General features: G+C 64.7%; 15 protein-coding genes. 7 read left to right on the forward strand and 8 right to left on the reverse strand.

The genetic code is table 11. The features are described 5' to 3' along the window. Positions 1-94 precede the first annotated feature (94 nt). The 5 genes from alsC to katG all read right to left on the reverse strand — a co-directional run bounded on the left by alsC (position 95) and on the right by katG (position 7316). A complete protein-coding gene (gene alsC, locus QQZ18_RS19190) occupies positions 95-1045 on the reverse strand; it encodes a D-allose ABC transporter permease (RefSeq protein ID WP_284542556.1) in 951 nt (316 codons plus the stop codon). Next, positions 1042-2616, reverse strand: coding sequence for a sugar ABC transporter ATP-binding protein (locus tag QQZ18_RS19195; protein WP_284542557.1), 1575 nt, complete (start codon positions 2614-2616; stop codon positions 1042-1044). The genes alsC and QQZ18_RS19195 overlap by 4 nt, the downstream gene beginning before the upstream one ends. Positions 2617-2851: 235 nt before the next feature. Continuing rightward, positions 2852-3790 (reverse strand): D-allose transporter substrate-binding protein, encoded by a 939-nt coding sequence (alsB, locus tag QQZ18_RS19200; protein WP_284542558.1) that lies wholly within the window; start codon positions 3788-3790, stop codon positions 2852-2854. Further along, complete coding sequence (alsR, locus tag QQZ18_RS19205) at positions 3787-4785, reverse strand: transcriptional repressor AlsR (RefSeq protein WP_284542559.1); 999 nt, start codon at positions 4783-4785, stop codon at positions 3787-3789. The genes alsB and alsR overlap by 4 nt, the downstream gene beginning before the upstream one ends. A 323-nt stretch (positions 4786-5108) precedes the next feature. Further along, positions 5109-7316, reverse strand: coding sequence for a catalase/peroxidase HPI (katG, locus tag QQZ18_RS19210; protein ID WP_284542560.1), 2208 nt, complete (start codon positions 7314-7316; stop codon positions 5109-5111). Between the two features lie 252 nt (positions 7317-7568). Between katG and QQZ18_RS19215 the strand changes: the two genes are divergently transcribed. Next, a complete protein-coding gene (locus tag QQZ18_RS19215) occupies positions 7569-8966 on the forward strand; it encodes a phospholipase D-like domain-containing protein (RefSeq protein ID WP_284542561.1) in 1398 nt (465 codons plus the stop codon). A 63-nt stretch (positions 8967-9029) separates the two neighbouring features. Here QQZ18_RS19215 and QQZ18_RS19220 read toward each other — a convergent pair whose 3' ends face one another. The 3 genes from QQZ18_RS19220 to QQZ18_RS19230 all read right to left on the reverse strand — a co-directional run bounded on the left by QQZ18_RS19220 (position 9030) and on the right by QQZ18_RS19230 (position 14191). Further along, on the reverse strand, positions 9030-12113 hold the full coding sequence (locus tag QQZ18_RS19220) for an alpha-mannosidase (protein WP_284542562.1): 3084 nt from the start codon (positions 12111-12113) through the stop codon (positions 9030-9032). A 66-nt stretch (positions 12114-12179) separates the two neighbouring features. Continuing rightward, positions 12180-13169, reverse strand: coding sequence for a LacI family DNA-binding transcriptional regulator (locus QQZ18_RS19225; protein WP_284542563.1), 990 nt, complete (start codon positions 13167-13169; stop codon positions 12180-12182). Next, a complete protein-coding gene (locus tag QQZ18_RS19230; RefSeq protein ID WP_284542564.1) occupies positions 13166-14191 on the reverse strand; it encodes a Gfo/Idh/MocA family protein in 1026 nt (341 codons plus the stop codon). Before QQZ18_RS19230 ends, QQZ18_RS19225 begins: the two co-directional genes overlap by 4 nt. Positions 14192-14394: 203 nt before the next feature. Here QQZ18_RS19230 and QQZ18_RS19235 point away from each other — a divergent pair, with 203 nt between their 5' ends. The 6 genes from QQZ18_RS19235 to rfbC all read left to right on the forward strand — a co-directional run. Continuing rightward, entirely contained in the window at positions 14395-15687 is a 1293-nt protein-coding gene (locus QQZ18_RS19235; RefSeq protein ID WP_284542565.1) for an ABC transporter substrate-binding protein, read from the forward strand. 77 nt (positions 15688-15764) lie between these two features. Further along, positions 15765-16652, forward strand: coding sequence for a carbohydrate ABC transporter permease (locus QQZ18_RS19240; RefSeq protein WP_284542566.1), 888 nt, complete (start codon positions 15765-15767; stop codon positions 16650-16652). 1 nt (position 16653) lies between these two features. Then, positions 16654-17565 (forward strand): carbohydrate ABC transporter permease, encoded by a 912-nt coding sequence (locus QQZ18_RS19245; RefSeq protein ID WP_284542567.1) that lies wholly within the window; start codon positions 16654-16656, stop codon positions 17563-17565. A gap of 22 nt (positions 17566-17587) precedes the next feature. Continuing rightward, the gene (locus QQZ18_RS19250; RefSeq protein ID WP_284542568.1) at positions 17588-18673 is read left to right on the forward strand and encodes an ABC transporter ATP-binding protein; all 1086 of its coding nucleotides are present in this window, start codon (positions 17588-17590) and stop codon (positions 18671-18673) included. Positions 18674-18723: 50 nt separating this feature from the next. Continuing rightward, positions 18724-19470 (forward strand): ThuA domain-containing protein, encoded by a 747-nt coding sequence (locus tag QQZ18_RS19255; RefSeq protein WP_284542569.1) that lies wholly within the window; start codon positions 18724-18726, stop codon positions 19468-19470. A 205-nt stretch (positions 19471-19675) separates the two neighbouring features. After that, positions 19676-20160, forward strand: a 485-nt coding sequence (gene rfbC / locus QQZ18_RS19260; RefSeq protein ID WP_284542570.1) for a dTDP-4-dehydrorhamnose 3,5-epimerase, incomplete at its 3' end; no start/stop codon positions are given.

Below are 20160 nucleotides of genomic sequence, written 5' to 3' on the forward strand. Positions count from 1 at the left end.
GCCCCCCGCCGTGGGGAGGAGCGGCGGGGGCGGGCCGCCCCGCCTGGAGGACGGCGGGACGGGACTCTTTATATGATGACCGACGGGCTTTGCATCAGCGCATGCGGCCGATCAGGCGGTCGAGCGCCACGGCCGAGATGATCAGTCCGCCCATCACCACCAACTGGTAGAAGGTGGGAACGCGCAGGATGTTGAGGCCGTTGTTGATGGTGCCGATGATCAGGCCGCCGATTACCACGGAGGGGATGCGTCCCTTGCCGCCGAAGAAGCTGGTGCCGCCGATGATCACCGCCGCGATGGCGTAGGTCTCAAAGCCGGTGCCGGCCGCCGGCTCGGCAGCGCCGAGGCGGGCGATGGACAGCACGCCGGCAAGACCGGCGCAGAGGCCGGAGATCATGAAGACGATCAACGTGTGCAGCTTGACGTCGATGCCCGAATAGAAGGCCGATTCCTTGTTGCCACCGACCGCGTAGATATTGCGGCCGAGGCGCGTCTTGGCGGTGAAAAACCAGAGCACGACGGCAAACGACAGCGCAAAGATGACAGGCACCGGTACGAAGCCGACGAAGCCGGTGACCGTATTCACGAAGTCGTAGGAGAAGCCGAACACCGGACTGGCACCGGAGATGATCATTGTCACGCCACGGAAGATGGCATTGGTGCCAAGAGTGATGATGAACGGATGCAGGCCGGTAAAGTTGACCAGCAGGCCGTTGATCGCGCCGAGCACCAGACCGCCGCCGACGCCACCCAGCAGCACCGCCAGCGTCGGATCGAAGCCGGCCACCATCAGCTGGGCGGTGATCATGCCGGTGAGCGCCAGAACCGCGCCGACCGACAGGTCGATGCCGGCGATCAGGATCGGGAAGAACTCGCCGAGCGCGATCATGATGGTGATCGAACTCTGCAGGAAGATCTGCACGATGTTTTCGGGGCGGGTGAAATAGGTGGGAGACAAGGCGCTGAACAGCACCACGATCACCAGCAGGATGCAGAGCGTCCCGTAGATGTCCCAGAGTTTGCCAAGTTTCACGCGCTGGCTCATTTGCCGTCCCTCATTGCGACGCTCAGAATGGACTCCTCGGTTGCCGTGGCACCGTCGAGGACGTCCATGATGCGACCGTTGCGGAACACAGCGACGCGGTCGCAGACGGCCAGGATTTCGGGGAGTTCGGACGACACCATGATCACCGCCTTGCCGGCGTTGGCGAGCGTCCGAATGATTTCGTGGATCTGCGACTTGGCGCCGACGTCGATGCCGCGCGTCGGTTCGTCGAAGATGATGACGGAGGGAGCGATCGACATCCATTTGCCGACCAGCACCTTCTGCTGGTTCCCGCCCGAGAGCTCCAGAATGCTCTGGTCGATGCCGGCGCAGCGGATGGAGAGTTGCTTGCGCTGCTCCTCGGCGATCACCCGCTCGGCCTTGCGATCGACGAGGCCCCAGGTGCCGCGAAGCGGCGCGTCCTTCACCGACTTGGTGACGGCGATGTTGCCTTCGATGGTGAAGTTGGGGGTGAACCCGGTCTGGCGCCGGTTCTCGGTGAGGTAGGCCATGCCCGACTTCACCGCCTCGACGGGGTTCTTGGGCGTGATGTCGGCGCCGTTGAGAATGATCTTGCCGGCGGCGCGCGGTTCGGCACCGAACAGGCAGTTCATGAGGTCGGTGCGGCCGGAACCGACGAGGCCGGCAAAGCCCAGCACCTCGCCATGGTGCACTTCGAAGCTGACATCGCGGACCCGTTTGTGGTCGGCGCTGGTAACGTTCTCGATCTTCAGCACCGGCGTTGCTGTGCGGTCGATCGTCCCCTCCGCCAGGAAGCGCTGCTTGACGACGCGGCCGACCATCATGCGAACGAGGTCGTCGTTGGTGAAGTCGGCGATGCGGCCATGGCCGGTGGAAACGCCGTCCTTGAGCACCGAGAAGGTGTCGCCGATCTCGCGCACCTCGTCGAGCTTGTGGGAAATGAACAGGATGGCGGTGCCTTCCGCCTTGAGCTGGCGAACGAGTGCGAACAGCCGCTCGGTCTCCACCGAGGTCAGCGACGACGTCGGCTCGTCCATGACGAGCACGCGCACGTTCTTCATCAGCGACTTGGCGATTTCGATGATCTGGCGGTGGGCGATCGGCATTTCGCCGACTGGCTTGTGAAGGTCGAGGCTGCCGAGGCCCAGCCGTCCGATGATCGTCCGCGCTTCCGCTTCCATCAGCTTCCAGTCGACCACCGGCACGCCGAGGCGGCGCTTCACTGGCAGTCGCCCGACGAACAGATTTTCGAGCGCCGACAGCTCGTTGATGACGGACAGCTCCTGATAGATGATCGAAATACCGGCCTCGCTGGCCTGACGCGGCGTCACCAACGCGTGTGACACGCCATCCAGCACGATGTCGCCGCCGGTCGGCTCATGAATGCCGGTCAGGATCTTCATCAGCGTCGATTTGCCGGCGCCGTTCTCGCCCAAAAGGACGTGCACCTCGCCGGGGCGGATGTCGAGGTTGACACCCTTCAGCACCGATACGTTGTTGAAATGCTTCTCGATGCCGACCATACGGACGATCGGGGCGACCGCTTCGGTGCCGGCTGGGCCGGCGGTGTTCGGAGCCAGATTTGACATGTCGATCTCGCTTAGGTCGTCCGATCGGATGGCTGTCCAGAGCATCCGCCCGAGCACCTGCCGGGCGCTGCGGTAAAGGCGGCTGCGTGAAAGCGAAGGGAGGCGGCAAAAGCCCGCTTCAGGTCGAGCGGCTCTTGCTCAAGAAATCGTCCGGCGCGCCGGGGGAGTGACACGCCGGACGGAGGAGGAGGGAGGCGGCCGCATGCGCAACGGCCGTCTCGCCTCGGTCAAGGCATCACTTGGTGACGAGAACCGAATCCACCGCGACAAACTTGGGCTCGGTGCCAACCGGCGTCAGCTTGCCAGCCTTGACGGCATTGACCAGCAGCTCAAGGCTGGTGGCGCCGACCTTGGCCGGGTCCTGGGCGACAGTGGCGGTCAGGCGACCGGCTGCCACCATCTCGCGGGCTTCCGGAGCACCGTCGGTGCCGACCACCAGCACCTTGCCGGCCTTGCCGGCATTCTGCACCGCCTGCATGACGCCGAGCGCCATGGTGTCGTTGGCGCAGTAGAAGGCCTTCAGGTCGGGCGACGACTGCAGGATGTTGGTAGCGACGTCGAGCGCCTTCAGACGATCCCAGTCAGCCGGCTGGCTGGCGACGAGCTTGACGTTCGAGGTGGCCTCGAAGGCCGCCTTGGCGCCGTCATGGCGAGCCTGGCCCGAAGCGTTGCCGGCCTTGCCTTCGACGATGGCGACTTCGCCGCCCTCGGCGCCGAGCTGGTCGATGATGAACTTGGCACCCTTCTCACCAACCTTGACGTTGTCGGTGGTGACGAAGGCTTCGACGGTGGCGCCGGCGGCCTCGAGGGCCTTCATGTCGACCTTCTCGTCGATGTTGACGATCGGCTTGCCCTTCTTGTAGGCGGCTGCGGCCGGGTTGACCAGATTGACCGGCGACAGCGGCGCAAAGCCGAAGCCCTTGTAATCGCGGTTCAGCATGTCCTCGAACAGCTGCAGCTGAGCCTGGAAGTCCTCCTCGGACGGCGAGGCAACGATGTCGACCTCAACGCCGAGCTCCTTGGCCTTGGCCTCGATGCCGTCCTTCATCTGCACCCAGAACGGGTTGGACAGCGTCTTGAGGACGATGGCGTAGTCTGCGGCCATGGCGCTGGCGGAAAAGCCAAACATGCTGGCGGCGGCGACGGTCGCGATGAGCAAGCCTCTGATTTTCATAACTCCACCCTTTTCCTTGCGGTTTCCTTCGCCGGCTGAACGCCGTCCGGCGAATTTTTGTCAGCGCGGGGCGTGCCGCGTCTTTCGGTCCGGCCACGATCGTTCGTCGAGTAGACGGCGACGGAGGTCAGCACCTTGTTCAGATTGCGCTCGGCGGTTTCGTAGTCTTCACGCGCCAGGCAGATGAACATCGTGTCGAGGATGGCGAGCTGGGCGATGCGGGCGGCGGCGTTCTGCCCCATGAGCGGGGCTTCCTTGGCCGGCGCGCACAGCACGACATCCGAATTGCGGGCCAGTGTCGAAGCGATCGAGTTGGTGATGGTGATCACCTTGGCGCCGGCGGCGCGGGCGACTTCCGCGCCGAGGATGACGTCCTTGGATTCGCCCGAGTGAGAAACCACCAGCGCCGCGTCGCCTTCTTCGAGAAGGCTTGCCGACATGGCGATCAGGTGCGCGTCGGAGAATACGCTCGAACGGATGCCGATCCTCAGGAACTTGTGCGAAGCGTCGGCACAGACGGTGGCCGAGCCGCCGACGCCGTAGAGGTCGCGGTGACGCGCCTTGATGAAGATACGCGCGGCCTCGGTGATGGCGTCGATGTCGAGGATGCTTTCCACCTCTTCGAGGGCCGAACGCTCCGTTGCGAACACCTTGCGCACGATCTGCGGGATGGAATCCTCCCGCCTGAGCTCTTCGTCGAATTCCACCCGCAGGTTGGCATAATAGGCCATGAGGTCGGCGCGCAGATCCTTGAACCCGCCGTAGCCCAGTCGCCGCGCCACCTTGACGACCATCGCTTCGGAAATGCCAAGCGCCGCAGCGACTTCACCGATCTTCGGGTTATTCGTCAAATTCCCGCGTTCTAACAACCAGAGGGCAACAGTCTGCTCCCCCTGTGAAAGCGCAGGTAGCAGCATACGGATATGCGCCGCGACCGCCATATGGTCCCGGGTTTTGCTCTCTTTCTGGTGGCCGGCCCGCTCTTTGTTCGTCATGTAGCCCAAACCTCGCGCGCTCGCCGACGCCGTGCGTGATGGGCAAAACTTTACGAAAGTGACGTAGACATGTAAAGTGCAAACCGAGGAGACTTTCTTGTCTGGTGTTTATACTTATGGATGATTGCCGGGCGTAACGGCGCGTCGACACGGCCCGAGGAAGGGCGCGTCCGCATGGTTCCGCTTCGATATCCAGGAGGAGCCGACCAGCCAGGAAGGCCAAGTTTCACCCCCGGTCGGCGGCTTGAATCTGCCTGCCGTCCGTCATGGGGCGTCGTCGTTTATCGGCGACCGGCCCCGGGGTCCGAGGCCGGCCGCAGTTGTCAGGCGAGGTCGAATCGGTCGGCGTTCATGACCTTGACCCAGGCCTTGGCAAAGTCGCGCACGAACTTCTCGCCTGCATCATCCTGGGCATAGGCTTCGGCCAGTGCCCTCAGCTGGGAGTTGGCGCCGAATGCCAGATCGACGCGCGTGGCGGTCCACTCCACCACGCCGCTTGCCCTATCGCGCCCTTCGAACAGCGTCTCTTCGCCCTCGGCCATCGGCCTCCATTCGGTTCCCATGTCGACGAGATGGACGAAGAAGTCGGTGCTGAGAACGCCGGGCCGGTCGGTGAAGACGCCATGCTGGGTTCCGCCCCAGTTGGCGCCAAGGACGCGCAGCCCGCCGACAAGGACGGTCATCTCCGGAGCGGTCAGGGTCAGCAGTTGGGCCCGGTCGACCATCAGTTCCTCGGTCGCGACCGGCCGCCCGGCCTTCGCGTAGTTGCGGAAGGCGTCGGCGTAGGGTTCCATCACCACGAAGGACGGCACGTCCGTCTGCTCCTGCGTCGCGTCGGTGCGCCCTGGCGAGAAAGGTACGTCAACCGTGTATCCGGCTTTTCTCGCCGCTTCCTCCACGGCCGCCGTCCCGGCGAGGACGATCAGATCGGCCAGCGAGATCGGACGGGGAGTCGACGCATTGAACGCCAGCCGGATGCCTTCCAGCATCGAAAGTGCGCGGGCGAGCCGTGCCGGCTCATTCACCTCCCAGTCCTTCTGCGGGGCAAGCCGAACGCGGGCGCCATTGGCACCTCCACGCATGTCGGACCCGCGGAAGGTCGAGGCGGACGCCCAGGCGGTCGAGACCAGCTCGGAAACGGTGAGCCCCGAGGCGAGCGCCTTCGCCTTGAGCGCGGCGATGTCGCCGGCATCGACCAGATCGTGGTCGACAGGTGGAACCGGATCCTGCCAGATCAGGTCTTCCGTCGGTACTTCCGGTCCGAGATAGCGCACCTTCGGGCCCATGTCGCGGTGGGTCAGCTTGAACCAGGCGCGGGCAAAGGCATCGGCGAAAGCGGCGGGGTCGTCGCGGAACCGCCGGGCGATCGGCCCGTAGATCGGGTCGAAGCGCAACGACAGGTCGGCGGTCGTCATCATCGGCCGGTGCTTGAGCGTGGGGTCGTGAGCGTCTGGAATGAGGTCTTCCTCGGCGACGTCCTTGGCCAGCCACTGATAGGCCCCCGCCGGACTTCTCACCAGTTCCCACTCGTAGCCGAACAGGGTGTTGAGGTAGCCCATGTCCCATCTGGTCGGGTTTTTCTTCCAGGCACCTTCGATGCCGCTGCTTGTGGTGTGTACCCCCCTGCCGGATCCGAAGGCGTTCCTCCAGCCGAGCCCCATCGCCTCCAGCGGCGCGGCCTCCGGCTCGGGACCGACCAGTGTCGGATCGCCGGCGCCGTGGCATTTGCCGAAAGTGTGGCCTCCGGCGACGAGCGCCACCGTCTCCTCGTCGTTCATCGCCATGCGGGCGAAGGTCTCGCGCACGTCGCGCCCCGAAGCCACCGGATCGGGATTGCCGTTCGGCCCTTCCGGGTTGACGTAGATAAGACCCATCTGCACGGCGGCCAGCGGGTTTTCGAGGTCGCGCTCGCCACTGTAGCGCTTGTCGCCGAGCCATTCGCTCTCGGCGCCCCAATAGATGTCCTCTTCCGGCTCCCAGATGTCCGCGCGGCCGCCACCGAAGCCGAAGGTCTTGAAGCCCATTGATTCCAGGGCGCAGTTGCCGGCCAGGATCATCAGGTCGGCCCAGGACAGGCTGTTGCCGTATTTGCGTTTGATCGGCCACAGCAGCCGCCGGGCCTTGTCGAGGTTGACGTTGTCAGGCCAGCTGTTGAGCGGGGCGAAGCGCTGGTTGCCGGTGCCGCCGCCACCACGGCCATCCATCAGCCGGTAGGTGCCGGCACTGTGCCACGCCATGCGGATGAACAGCGGACCGTAGTGGCCCCAGTCCGCCGGCCACCAGGATTGGCTGTCGGTCATCAAGGCGTGGAGGTCGGCGTTCACGGCCGAGAGATCCAGCTTCTTGAACGCCTCGGCGTAGACGAAATCCGGTCCCATTGGATCCGAAAGGCTGGAATGCTGATGCAGGATTCGGAGATTCAGCTGGTTCGGCCACCAGTCCCGATTGGATCGGCCGGCGGAAATCGCATTGGGACTGACCCCATGCATGACCGGACACTTGCCGGCGCCGTGATGATCAACCTTGTCCATGTCGCCCTCCCTCTGTCGCTTGCCGCGCCGGTGCCTCGCGGGCCTGCCTCTCCGGGCGCCTTCGCAACCAGACCGATCATAGTCGCCGAGCCGCCGTTCACCAATCCGCTTTGAGGAGGGGAGGAGGGCGGAAATCCCTTGCCTTCGCTGGGTTGCAGCGGCGGCAGTGGGACTGGATAAGCGTCGCCGTTTCGGTCATAGAGGACACCCTGGGCCGGCGTTGCGTCGTCCCGGATTGAGGGAGGGTGCGTCTTGGCTTGGACCGAGCATCTGGCGCTCGTCTACTTCCTGATCGAATGGTCGATCCGCTTGGTCATGGTGGTGGTCGTCCCCCTGCGCCGCCAGCCCGAGGCGGCGCGCAGCTGGCTGCTGCTGGTGTTCTTCCTGCCGTTGCCGGCCCTTGTCCTCTATCGCCTGATCGGGCGCTCGCGTTTTCCCGCCTGGCGGCAGCAGCGCTTTGCCGAAGCCGCCGTCATCCGGCGACGCTTGGCGGCATCCCTGCCGCGACCGGCCCAGCCGGTGCCCGGAATCGCCGAACTTGCAGAACGACTTGGCGAGTTTCCGGTGACCGGTGCGTCTAGCCTGGCGCTGATCGGCGACTACGAGCAATCGATCGACCGCCTTGTGGCCGATATCGACACGGCCGAGGCCAGCGTTCATTTGCTGACCTACATCTTTGCAGACGATGTCACCGGCCTGAAGGTGGCTGCCGCGCTCGGCCGTGCGGCTCGTCGCGGTGTCGATGCGCGCGTGCTGATCGACGCCATCGGCTCTCGTCCATGGGCGCGGCGAATACAGGCCATCCTCGCGGCCGATGGAGTGCAATGCCGGCTTGCCTTGCCGGTCCGCTGGTGGACGACGGTCCGGCGGGCGCGGGCAGACCTGCGCAATCACCGCAAGATCGCGGTGATCGACGGCCGCCTCGCCTACGTCGGCTCGCAGAACATCGTCGATCGCGATTTTCGTCGCGGCATCGTCAACGACGAACTGGTGGCCCGCGTCGAGGGACCGGCGGCGGCGGCCGTGGCGGCTGTCTTCGCCAGCGATTGGTATCTCGAAACCCGCGAGATCCTGCCGGCGCCACCGACACCGGACGTGGCGCTCTCTCCCGTTCAGATCATGCCGAGCGGGCCGGATTACGGCGTGCCGGGCTTCGAACGCCTGCTGGTCGCTCTCATCCATGCCGCCGAAACGCAGGTGACGCTGGTCAGTCCCTATCTGATACCCGACGAGGCGTTGCTCGCGGCCCTTCAGACGGCGGCCTATCGCGGCGTCGTCATCGACCTCGTCGTTTCCCGCGTGGTGGACCAGAGGCTGGTGCGCCTCGCCCAGCGTTCGTTCTACGACGAACTGATGTCGATGGGTGTGCGCATCCACCGCTATCGCGCCCATCTCCTTCACGCCAAGCACGTGTCGATCGACGGCCGGATCGGCGTCGTGGGCTCGGGCAACGCCGACCTCAGGTCCTTCATGCTCAACGCCGAGGTCAGCATGCTGCTCTACGACCCGGCGCAGGTTGCCGAACTGGTTGCCCGTCAAGCCGAGTGCATGGCCTTGAGCGATCGCCTGGATCTCTATGAGTGGCGGCGGCGGCCGATGGTGTTGAGTCTTGCCGAAAATCTGGCGCGGCTGGTCAGTCCGCTGCTCTGACCGGCCTCCGGCGCCGGAACGGGCGGCGGCTGCCGCCCGCTACATGGGGGCAGGCCGACAGCATCAAAACCGATAGCTGGCCAGGCCGAACGGGCGGCCGAGGTCGTTATCGTCTCCGGCCTTGGCCCTTTCGAGCGCATCGACCGGCATCGCCACTTTTCCCTCCGGCAATGCAAGCGAGAAAGCCCCGCGCCGCCCGGCCGCTTCCGACAGGCGCACCACGTATCCCGCGCCATCCTCGGCCGGTTTCAGGGCGTGCAGGCGCACTTGCTGGCCGGCAAGGCCGATCGGTGCGACGTCGTAGTCGGCCTCGCCGCGTGCGGCGACGAAAGTCGGCGGAGTGGCCAGCAGATCGGCCTCGGCCTGCACCGCCTCGCTCCACCAGCGGCCGTCGTGCGGCAATATGGCGTAGACGAAGCGATGATGCCCCTCGTCGGCCAGCATGTCCGGATACATCGGTCCGCGGATGAGGCTCAGCGTCAACAGGTTGCCCTTCGCCGAGAAGCCGTATTTGTCGGCCGACAGAAGCGCCGCGCCCCAATCGGTCTCGGACAGCGAGGCGAAGCGATGGCCGCAGGCCTCGAACTGGGCGCGCTGCCATGTGGTGTTGTCGTGAGTCGGTCGCCGGGTGACGCCGATCGCCTGGTCGAACACCGCTTCCTCGGCCAGCACGGTCACCGGGAAGGTGGCGCGCAGGTAGGTGCGGCGATCGTGCCAGTCGAGATCGGTCACAATCTCGAGGCGCGGGCTGTTGGCCCAGAGGCGCAGCCGCTGGCGGATGGTGCTGGCCGAATGGCGGCGAACGACCTCGACTTCGGCGAGATGCGGCCCCTCCGCCGTCACCCGCCGGCTCTCGACCGACAGCCACTCTTCCTCGCCGAGCTCGAATCCGGCCTCAATGTCCCAGGCATCGTATTGGCGAGGCAAGTCGTTGCGGTAAAGCATCAGCCGGTTGCCCGGCCCGTCGAGCAATTCGCGTCCGCACCGCTTGTCCAAAAGGCTGGCGACACGGCCGAACTCGTCGAGCGTCACCCTGACGAAGTCGTTCTCCAGCACGTTGCCATCGGTGCCGACCGTCCGGGTGCCTGCCGTCCCCGCGAAAGCCAGGGATAGCGGTCGTATCTCGCGGTCGATCGTCGCAACGTAGCCCCCCTCGACCGGTTGCGGCCTGAGCACGGCGGGCAATGGATCGCGGCTCTCGACCTGAAGGGCGGTTTTGGCCGAGCCCGAAATGTTGGCGATCAGCAGGCCCTCGCGGGTGCCCGAGCGCCGGGTCGCGATCGCGGCGAGGCGCGCATGAGCGATGGTCGCGGCATGGTCGACCACGCCGGACAGCTCTGTTTCGGTCTGTTCGTAGACCTCGCGGACGGAAGATCCCGGCAGGATGTCGTGGAACTGGTTGCGCAGGAGCAGCGTCCAGTCGGCGGCCAGATCGGGCCTCTCCGACGAGCCCCCATCGAGTGCATCGAGCACCGACAGCGCCTCGGCGGAGACGAGGCCCGCTTCGGCGCGCCGGTTGAGCTGCTTGACGCGCGCCTGCGTCGTCAGCGTGGCACGGTGGTATTCCAGGTAGAGTTCACCCCGCCAGACCGGCAACGCCGCGTGCTCCAGGCTCTTGGCCAGATTGAGCACATGCGGCTCAAGGGCGCCGTGGCTGACGGAGGGGATGGCCGGCATGGCGTCGAGAAGAGGCAGGGACTCGATCTGGTCGGGATCCGGTCCGCCGCCGCCGTCGCCCCAGCCATAGGAAGCGATGACCGTGTCGGACAGATCCTTGCCACCGTGATTGCGCCAGACCTCCAGAAGCGCAGGCGGCGAGATCGTCATGTTGTAGCCTTCGTGCGCCGAGGCGTCGAAGGTATGCACGAACACTCGCGAGCCGTCGTTGCCCTGCCAGCGGAACAGGTTGTCGGTGAGGCGATTGGTTTCGTTCCAGGTCACCTTGATGGTCACCATCGCCTCGATGCCGGCATGGCGCATGATCTGCGGCATGGCGCCGGTGAATCCGAAGGTGTCAGGCAGCCAGGCCACTTGGCTGAGGCGTCCGAAGTGCTTCAGGAAATAGCTCTGCCCCAGTACGAACTGGCGCAGGAAGGCCTCGGCCGAGGGCATGTTGGTGTCGCATTCGATCAGCATGCCGCCGATCGGCTCCCATCGCCCTTCGGCGACCCAGCGGCGGATTTCCTCGAACAGGGCAGGGTCTTCTTCCTCCGTGTGGGCATAGAAGATCGAAGACGACTGCAGGAAGCGGAAATCCGGATAGCGCTTCATCAGCGAGTTGACGCTCGAAAAGGTGCGAACGATCTTGCGCACGGTTTCCGGTTGCGGCCACAGCCAGGCATAGTCGATGTGGGCATGGCCGCTGACCAGCACATTGCCCTGCTTGGGATAGGCGAGGCGCAGTTCGGCCATAAGGTCGTCAAAACGCCGGCAGGCCTCTACCACCGAGGCGATGGCCTCGCTGGAGAGCGGCGCCGGCTCCAGCGTCGGTTCGAAGCTGCGCTCCCAGATGTCGCGCGCCCAGGCGCGATCGGCGAGGCGCGGACCGATCTCCGAGGTTACCGTCGGCAGGCGCAGGCCGGAGACGACGATCGAGGCCGCCTCGAACAGCGACCGGGAGAGCTCCTTGTCGTCAACGGCGTCGGCCGTCGCCTTCAGTGTCGCGAGCTGCCGGCGCAGATGGCGCACTTCCGGATAGAACTCATAGACCTCGGCCATGCCGAGGCGCGGCTCGCGATTGGGGATGCCGAACAAAGTGCGAGCTGCCGCTTCCACCACGATGCGAAAGGCGACGCCGCGCGGCGCGTCGAACCGGCGATGGCGTGGATTGGCCGAGAAGCTATCGAGAAGCGTGCCATCGAGGCCGAGGAGTCGGACCAGGGATTCGCCTCCGAAATCGAACCGCAGCTCGACGGGGCCTTCCGGCAGCGTCACCGGCTCGCCGAGTTCGAAGCGGTGGATGCCGTGGCGGTCGCTCCAGTCCTCGCCCAGCGCTATCTGCCGCTGCGCGCCGTCCGGCCCCGCCTCCATGAAGGGCCCGAGATGCCGCCGGGTCTTCAGCTCGAAAGCTTCGAGCTCATCCACCCAAGTGTCGACATGGCGGGAAAGCTGCTCAAGGGTTCTCTGGCGGTCGCGATAGGGGCGCATGTCTGAATTCCAGTCGGTGGGGTTGGGCGACTGTCCTCTGGGGCGGGACGTGAAGAGGCAAGGGCGTCAGGCCGTTGCTCCCCATCGGGTCGATAGGTTCAAGGTGATGGTGTCGGGCTTGTCGTCGCCGGCCTCGTGCCGTTCGATGAGCTCGACGACGGCATTGATGAAGGCGACATGGTCGAGGCTGAGCGTGGTCAGGTCGTGGCAGTCCCAAGCGGCCATGGCGATGCCATCCTGGCCGACGATGGCGACGTCTTCCGGCGCCGATTTGCCCAGCACGCGCTTGACGGCATCGCGGGCGCCGATTGCCATCACGTCGTTGCCGCAGATGATGGCGTCGGTCTTGAAGCGGTGGACCAGCGGGATGGCTTCCTTGAAACCGCTGTCATAGGAATAGGTGCCGGTGGCGTCCGCCACGAAAGTGAGGCCGCGCCGGGTCAGCGCGTCGGCGAACCACGTGCGCCTGAGCTTGTCGATCCAGCTCGAGCTGGTGCCGGAGAGGTAGGTGAAGCGGCTCTTGCCGTTGGCGACCAACCTCTCGACGATCTCGTCGGCCGCTGCCGAACCGTCGATGCGGATGGTCGACACCTCCTCGTTTTCCAGCGGCTCGAAGGAAACGATGATCGGTCTGGTGGTTGGGAAGATGTCGACGGCGTCGCGCAGCGACACCATGTCGGAAAAGACCACCACATGGTCGACCTGGTAGGTCGCCGCGAGCCGCATCAGCTGCAATCGGTCGCTATGGTCACCGCAGCACAGGATGATCGGCAGCAGTTGGCGCGCCTGCAGCGCATGAACGAGCAATTGCTGCTCTTCCGCCTCGCAAGGATTGCCGATGGCGTTGACGACCACGGCGACAAGGCGCGAGCGCTGGTTGTTGAGCGAACGGGCGATGGCGTTCGGCTGGTAGCCGTACTTGCGCGCTGCCGCCAGGATGCGGCTGCGCGTCTCCTCGCCGATGCGGGCATCCGGCGAGAAAGCCCGCGAAATGGTTGCCGACGAAACACCGACGAGTTCCGCAAGTTCTTTCGACGTTATGCGCTTCCTGCTCATCGCTCCGTCTGTCCTTCGACCTTGCCGATATGAACCGGGACGCCGTTCGCCCGTGCCGATGCCTTGATCGCATCCCAAAGCCGGGCAAATCTCAACCCCATCTCCACCGAGCCGGTGTTCTCCATGCTGCCGGCGCGGATGGCAAGAAAGCTTTTAAGCGGATTGTCCAGGATCTCCGCTGTTTCTCGCGGCTGCTCCACGCCATCGACTACGAGTTCTCGCCAGCCGCCCCAGGCGTCGATGCGGACGATGGCGTTGGTGAAGAACAGCGAGATGAACGAGGCGCAGCCCTTCGGTCCTTCGCCGGCAGCCGTCAGCGTCGCCAGCGCGCCATTGGCGAGGCGGGCGGAAACGGCGGTGACGATGTCGACCGGCGCGCCGCGATTGTCCATGTAGGCGCCGACGCTGGCAAAATCGGAGTTGGCGAGGAGGCAGACGGTGTTCATCAGATGGGCGCCGGTGTCGAACATGAAGCCGCCACCGGAAATCTCGGGTTTCTGCTTCCAGTGGCCGGCGTAGTTGCTGGCCCAGCTTTCCCAGATCATGCCCGAAATGGCGATCAGCTCGCCGAACTCGCCGGCAAGAGACCGTCGGCGCGTGTCGAGAACCAGCGGCGACAGCCCGCCCTGGAATGCGGTGACGACGGTGCCCTTGCCGCGCTTTTGCGCGGCGATCAGCGCTTCGGCCTCGGGAACGGTGGTCACCATCGGCTTTTCGAGGAACATGTCGATGCCGCGCTCGGCGACGGCGACCGCCTGTTCGGCGTGAAAGGCATGCGGCGTCGACACGTAGACGATGTCGAGCTCGTTCCCGCAGGCGGCGAGCATGTCCCGATAGTCGGCAAAGCATCGCGGATGCGGTGCGCCATTGGCCGCGCAAATACCCGCCAGCCTGTCGAGCGAGGCAGGCGACGTGTCGCTGAGCGCCACGAACTCCACGCCCGGCATCGCCGCCCAGCTTGCCGCGTATTCGGTCGCCTTCAAGCCTGCGCCGATCACTCCCAGCCTCAACCGCGTGACCATTTGTGACATCCTCGCCCCCTGTTGTGCAAACGTGTACACGGACGCATTTTTCCTGACAAGTCGAATTTTATCGGGATTTTTCAGTAGTTTGTGAGGTGTATCAGACGAAAGGATAGGGTTACTTGTCGATGTTGCGAAAACGTGTACACTTCTCGCGACCGACGCTGGAGGGCGCCGGTCATCCATCATGGGAGGATTGTCCGTTGAAAAAGACGGTCTTTGGTGGCCTTTGCGCCATCCTGCTCGGCTGCGCGTCCACGTTCGTGCAGGCCGAGACGCTTCGTCTGGCCAACCACGGCCAGGCCGGTATCGACGCGATGAAGTCGACGGTCGAGCGCATCGAGAAGAAGCTCGGCGTCAAGGTCGAGGTCGTCGAATACCCGGCTCCCGACAAGGACTACCTTTCCAAGCTCCTGACCGAGCTTGGCGCCGGCAATGGCCCCGACCTGTTCTCCATGCCGTCGACGGCTGCCGTGGCCGACATGGTCGAGGCCGGTTACCTTGCGCCGATCACTGCCGAGATCAACGCCTGGGAGGGCTACAAGAACTTTTACGACGTTGCCAAGAAGCTGGCGGTCAGCCCCGATGGCGAGACCTATGTGATGCCCTACATGCTTGGCATCCAGGAGATCTACTATCGCAAGGACGTGCTGGAAAAGGCCGGCATTTCCACCGAGCAGCCGAAGACCTGGGACGATCTCCTTGCCCGCGCCGAGGAGATCAAGGCCAAGACCGGCGCCTACGGACTGCTTTTCCCGGCTGGTGTCAGCTGGGGGTCGGGCGCCTTCGACGAGGGCTTCCAGCATCTGATCGTCGGCTCCAAGACGCCGCAGATCGTCACCGACGACGGCAAGCTCGACCTCAATGGCGAGGGCGTCAAGGATGTCTTCAACGTCTATAAGACGCTGATCGACAAGGATCTGATGCCGGTGCAGCCGCTGCTCGGGCCGGAGCCCTGGGTGATCCCCAAGTACGAGCAGTTCCCGGCCGGCAAGCTGGTTGCCACTACGTGTGGGTCCTGGTGCTACATCTTCGACTGGGGGCGCGAGAGCAAGAACCCAATTCCCGATGTGACCAAGGTGGTCGGCACCTGGACGGTTCCCGGCCAGTCAGGCGGCCAGTTCGTGCTCGCCAACCTCGCCGCACCCTGGGCAGTCAATGCCGACTCGGCCAACGTCGAACTCGCCAAGAAGGCACTGCTCGAAATCGGTTCCGTCGAGACGCAGGTGTCCTATGCCGCCCGCATCGGCAACATTCCCGCCAGCAAGGACGCCGCCAGCAATCCCGAGTTCCAGAAGCTCACGGAACTCGTGCCGATCCATGCCGCCGCTGAAAACGGCACTTTCCTGAAACAGGCAGCCGGCTTCGGCGCCGTGGCCGAGGGTGTCGCCCGCGCCACCGATGCCTTGCTGCGCAAGGAAGTCGATGCCGCAGGCGCGCAGAAGATCCTCGTCGACTATGTCAAGGAAACGCTCGGCGACGAAGCGGTGAAGTGATCCGCCGCCACCGATGAACAGGGGACGCGGGGCCTGCCTCGCGTCCCCATGGTCTTCGATCCATTCGTGTGAGCCCCATGGCCAAAACGCTCCAGGAACGGCGCGCCGAACGGCAGCTGATGATCGTGCTCCTGCCGTCGCTGCTGCTGCTTCTCGCCTTCGTCATCTATCCGGCCATCTATTCGGTCTATCTGTCTTTCACCAACGAGGCGCTAACCGGCGCTGCCGCGCGTGCACCCCGCTTCGTCGGCTCACGCAACTACACGCGTCTTTTCAACGACGCCAAGTTCTGGAACGCCCTGTTCGTCACCTTCGTCTTCGTGCTGGGGTCGGCGATCATCGGCCAGTTCGTACTCGGCCTCGTCTCGGCCCTGGCGCTGCGCCGCCGCCTCATGTTCCGTACGCTTTTCTCATCGATCATCCTGTTGCCCAACGCGGCGCCTGAAGTCGTCGCCGGCTTCATGTGGATTTCCATGCTGGCCGGCGGCGATCATGCGACGCTGAGCCGCATCGTCTCCTTCTTCGGCCTGCCGACCGCCGACTGGTTGCAGGTGTTCCCCCTGACCATGATCATCGTCGTCAACACATGGCGTGGCATCGCCACGGCGATGATCCTGCTCACTGCCGGCCTCAGCACCATTCCGCAGGAAATCTACGAGGCGGCCCGCATGGACGGCGCCACGCCGTCGCAGATGTTCCGCCGCATTACCGTGCCGCTGATGATGCCGACCATCCTTCTCTACATGCTGATTTCGACCGTCTCGACGATCGCCGTGTTCGGCCTCGTCTATGCCCTGACACGCGGCGGCCCCGGCGGCGCCACCGAACTCATCAGCATCTACATCTACAACCAGTCGTTCACGGCCTATCAGCTCGGCTATGGCGCGGCGGTGGCGGTGATCGCGCTGCTCGTGTCGCTGGTGCTCGGTGTTGCCTACGTTCGCGCCGCCAAGGTGGAGATCTGAGATGTCCGCAGCTCCCCCCGGCGAATCCGCCAACCGTCTTCGCGGCGACCTGATGGCCTACGCGACGCTGTCGCTGATCTCCATCTTCTGCGCCATTCCCTTCTTCTGGCTGCTGATCGCCTCGCTCGATGGCAATGCCCAGCTGTTCCTGCGCTGGCCCGAAACCTGGACCTTTGCCAACTATCTGCGCGTCTTCACCAAGGAAGATGGCGCCAAGTGGCTGTTCAACTCGCTGTTCGTCGTGGGGGCCGCCACCTTCCTGGTGATGGTGCTGTCCGGCCTCGGCGGCTATGCCCTGTCGCGCACCCGTGCCTGGTGGAAATTGCCCTTTCTCTACGCCATCCTGCTGATCCGCGTACTGCCGTCGACGGCGCTGATCGTGCCGCTCTACAAGTTCCTGCTGACGCTGAACAACGCCGAAAGCGCCCTGCTGCGCCCCATCTTCGGCAGCGCCACGCGCGACATCATGCGCTGGACCGGCTTCATCGACGGCTATCTGGGCTTGATCCTGGTGCTCGCCACCATGCAGCTGCCGCTATCGCTCTGGATCATGAAGACCTTCTTTGACGGTCTGCCGCGCGATTACGAGGAAGCCGCTCTGATGGACGGTGCCACCATGATCCAGCGCATTCGCCGGGTGCTGGTGCCGCTGGCCCTTCCGGGTCTCGCCGCCTCCGGCCTGTTCGCCTTCATGTCGGCCTGGGGCGATTTTCTACTGCCGTTGATCCTGCTGTCATCGCCGGAGCTGCAGACTCTGCCGCTCGGTCTCTTCCGTGCCTTCCTGCGCATCAACGAGATCGACTACGGCCTGCTGACGGCGCTGGCCTTCATCTACCTGGTTCCCGCCGTCGTCGCCTTCGGCTTCGCGCGCCGCTTCCTCGTCCAGACCTTCTCGGGCGGTGTGAAGGGGTGAGACCAAACAAGAGTTCGAGCCAATGATTCACCTCAACAACGTCCGCAAGTTCTACGGCGCGCTGGAAGTCATCAAGGGCGTCGACGTGACGGTCGACGACGGCGAGTTCGCCGTCTTCGTCGGTCCTTCGGGCTGCGGCAAGTCGACCTTGCTCCGGATGATCGCTGGCCTCGAGGGCATCGACAGCGGCGACCTCGTGCTCAACGGCACGCGCATCAACGACGTGCCGCCCGACAAGCGCGGCATCGCCATGGTCTTCCAGTCCTACGCGCTCTATCCGCACATGACCGTGGCCGAGAACATCGGCTTCTCGTTGAGCCTCAAGAAGGTGGCGCCGGCCGAGATTCGTCGCCAAGTCGAGGAGGTGGCCGAGATCTTGCAGTTGCGCGAGCTGCTGGACCGGCGGCCGGGCGCACTGTCCGGCGGCCAGCGCCAGCGCGTTGCCATCGGCCGCGCCATCATCAAGAAGCCGTCGCTGATCCTGTTCGACGAGCCGCTGTCCAATCTCGACAGCGCGTTGCGCGTGCAGATGCGCGCCGAGCTGCAACGGCTGCACCGCGAACTGTCCGCCACCGTCGTCTATGTGACGCACGACCAGGTGGAGGCGATGACCATGGCCGACAAGATCGTCGTGCTCAATCAGGGCACCGTCGCCCAGGCCGGCCCGCCGATGGACCTCTATCACCGGCCGGACAACGAATTCGTCGCCACCTTCATCGGCTCGCCGAAGATGAACGTCCTGCCCGTCTCCATGACCCGGGACGGTGCCGGCACCGTTCATCTTGCCGGCCCGCTCGGCATGGCCTTGACGCTGGCCGATGCCGGCGCCTCGCTTCCCGATGGCGCCGCCAAGCTGGGCGTGCGGCCCGAACATCTCAAGGTGGTCGCCGACGATGCGGCCCATTTCATCGCCGAGGTGGCGATCGTCGAGCGGCTGGGGGTCGAGACTTACCTAACCGTCGGTTCGATCGACCAACCGATCGTCGTCCGCGTCGAGGGCGACGTCACCTTCCGCCCGGGCGATCGGGTGCCGCTCGCCGCCGACCCCGCTGCTTGCCACATCTTCAGCACCGACGGACGGATTCTCCGTTCCGCCAACGCGGCCTGAGAGCCCGCCCAGTAGAATTTGGGGCCAGGCTCTGACGAAAAGAGGAACGCATGTCCATCAAGGTAACCATCTGGAACGAGGGTCGCCACGAGCAGGTCCACAAGGCAGTGAGCGACATCTACCCCGACCGCATCGGCGGAGCGATCGCCAAGGGCATCGCCCATGCCGATTTCGAGATCCGTCGCGGCACGCTCGACGATCCTGACGAGGGGCTGCCGCAGAGCCTTCTCGAGGATACCGACGTTCTGCTCTGGTGGGGGCACATGGCCCACGACGACGTCAGCGACGGCCTGATCGACCGCGTGCAGCAGCGCATTTTAAGGGGCATGGGCCTCGTGGTGCTGCACTCGGGCCATCATTCCAAGCTGTTCAAGCGGCTGATGGGCACCAACTGCAATCTGTCCTGGCGCGAGATGCCGGGGGGCGATCTCGAACGCGTCTGGGTGGTCAACCCGTCGCACCCGATCGCCGAGGGCCTGCCACCCTATTTCGAGGTGGCTGCCTCGGAGATGTATGGCGAGCCCTTCGACATTCCCCAGCCCGACGAGATCGTCTTCATGTCCTGGTATTCCGGCGGCGAAGTGTTCCGGTCCGGCTGCACCTTCCAGCGCGGTCGCGGCCGCATCTTCTATTTCAGCCCGGGCCACGAAACCTTCCCGATCTACCACGACCCCATGATCCACAAGGTCATCGGGAACGGCATCCGCTGGGCGAGGCAAACCCACACCGACGGCCGCATCCTTGAAAACTGGCATCGCGCCGAACCGCTGCACCCGAGGCCTACCCCAAGGGTATGAAATCGTCGCTCTGGTCCGCTGGCCTCGGCCGGTGGACCGGCAGCCGTCGCGCCAGAGACTTGGCTTCCAGAGCTCGGAAGCCTGAGGTCGTGGCGCAATCGACCTACAGCCTGGTTGGAGCCTGCTTCTCCGCCGAAATTCGTTGACGACCTTTGCTACCGGGTAGATGCATTGTCGCAACAATCGCTCTAGCCCAGAAGCAAACATGCAGTTCGAACGCTCCTCTTTAGATGGTCTGTTTCTTGTTGTTCCCCGTCGTCACGGCGATGCGCGTGGTTATTTTGTCGAGACGTTTCGCGAGGACTTGTTCACGGCGGCCGTTGGTTCTGTTCATTTCGTTCAGGACAACCAGTCGATGTCGGCCGAGGTCGGCACGGTGCGCGGCCTGCACTTCCAGTTGAACCCGCGGGCGCAGGGCAAGCTCGTCCGCTGCCTCGTCGGTGCGATCCTGGATGTGGCCGTCGACATCCGGCGGGGCTCGCCGACCTACGGCCAGCATGTGAAGGTGGAACTCTCCGCCGACAACGGTCAGCAGCTCTGGGTGCCGCCGGGCTTTGCGCATGGCTTCTGCACGCTCGAACCCAATACCGTCATCGCCTACAAGGTGACCGACTACTACAGCCCCGAGCATGATCGCGGCCTGCGCTGGAACGATCCGGCGCTCGGCATCGACTGGCCGGTGGCCGAGGA

This window comes from Pleomorphomonas sp. T1.2MG-36, assembly GCF_950100655.1.
Lineage (GTDB): Bacteria > Pseudomonadota > Alphaproteobacteria > Rhizobiales > Pleomorphomonadaceae > Pleomorphomonas.

Excerpts from the sequence above, each read along its gene's own strand:
- QQZ18_RS19240 (WP_284542566.1), top strand. The coding sequence starts at position 15,765 with ATGGCCAAAACGCTCCAGGAACGGCGCGCCGAACGGCAGCTGATGATC.
- QQZ18_RS19225 (WP_284542563.1), bottom strand. The coding sequence starts at position 13,169 with ATGAGCAGGAAGCGCATAACGTCGAAAGAACTTGCGGAACTCGTCGGT.
- QQZ18_RS19250 (WP_284542568.1), top strand. The coding sequence starts at position 17,588 with ATGATTCACCTCAACAACGTCCGCAAGTTCTACGGCGCGCTGGAAGTC.
- alsC (WP_284542556.1), bottom strand. The coding sequence starts at position 1,045 with ATGAGCCAGCGCGTGAAACTTGGCAAACTCTGGGACATCTACGGGACG.
- QQZ18_RS19220 (WP_284542562.1), bottom strand. The coding sequence starts at position 12,113 with ATGCGCCCCTATCGCGACCGCCAGAGAACCCTTGAGCAGCTTTCCCGC.
- katG (WP_284542560.1), bottom strand. The coding sequence starts at position 7,316 with ATGGACAAGGTTGATCATCACGGCGCCGGCAAGTGTCCGGTCATGCAT.
- QQZ18_RS19245 (WP_284542567.1), top strand. The coding sequence starts at position 16,654 with ATGTCCGCAGCTCCCCCCGGCGAATCCGCCAACCGTCTTCGCGGCGAC.
- QQZ18_RS19195 (WP_284542557.1), bottom strand. The coding sequence starts at position 2,616 with ATGTCAAATCTGGCTCCGAACACCGCCGGCCCAGCCGGCACCGAAGCG.
- QQZ18_RS19230 (WP_284542564.1), bottom strand. The coding sequence starts at position 14,191 with ATGGTCACGCGGTTGAGGCTGGGAGTGATCGGCGCAGGCTTGAAGGCG.
- alsB (WP_284542558.1), bottom strand. The coding sequence starts at position 3,790 with ATGAAAATCAGAGGCTTGCTCATCGCGACCGTCGCCGCCGCCAGCATG.
- alsR (WP_284542559.1), bottom strand. The coding sequence starts at position 4,785 with ATGACGAACAAAGAGCGGGCCGGCCACCAGAAAGAGAGCAAAACCCGG.
- QQZ18_RS19255 (WP_284542569.1), top strand. The coding sequence starts at position 18,724 with ATGTCCATCAAGGTAACCATCTGGAACGAGGGTCGCCACGAGCAGGTC.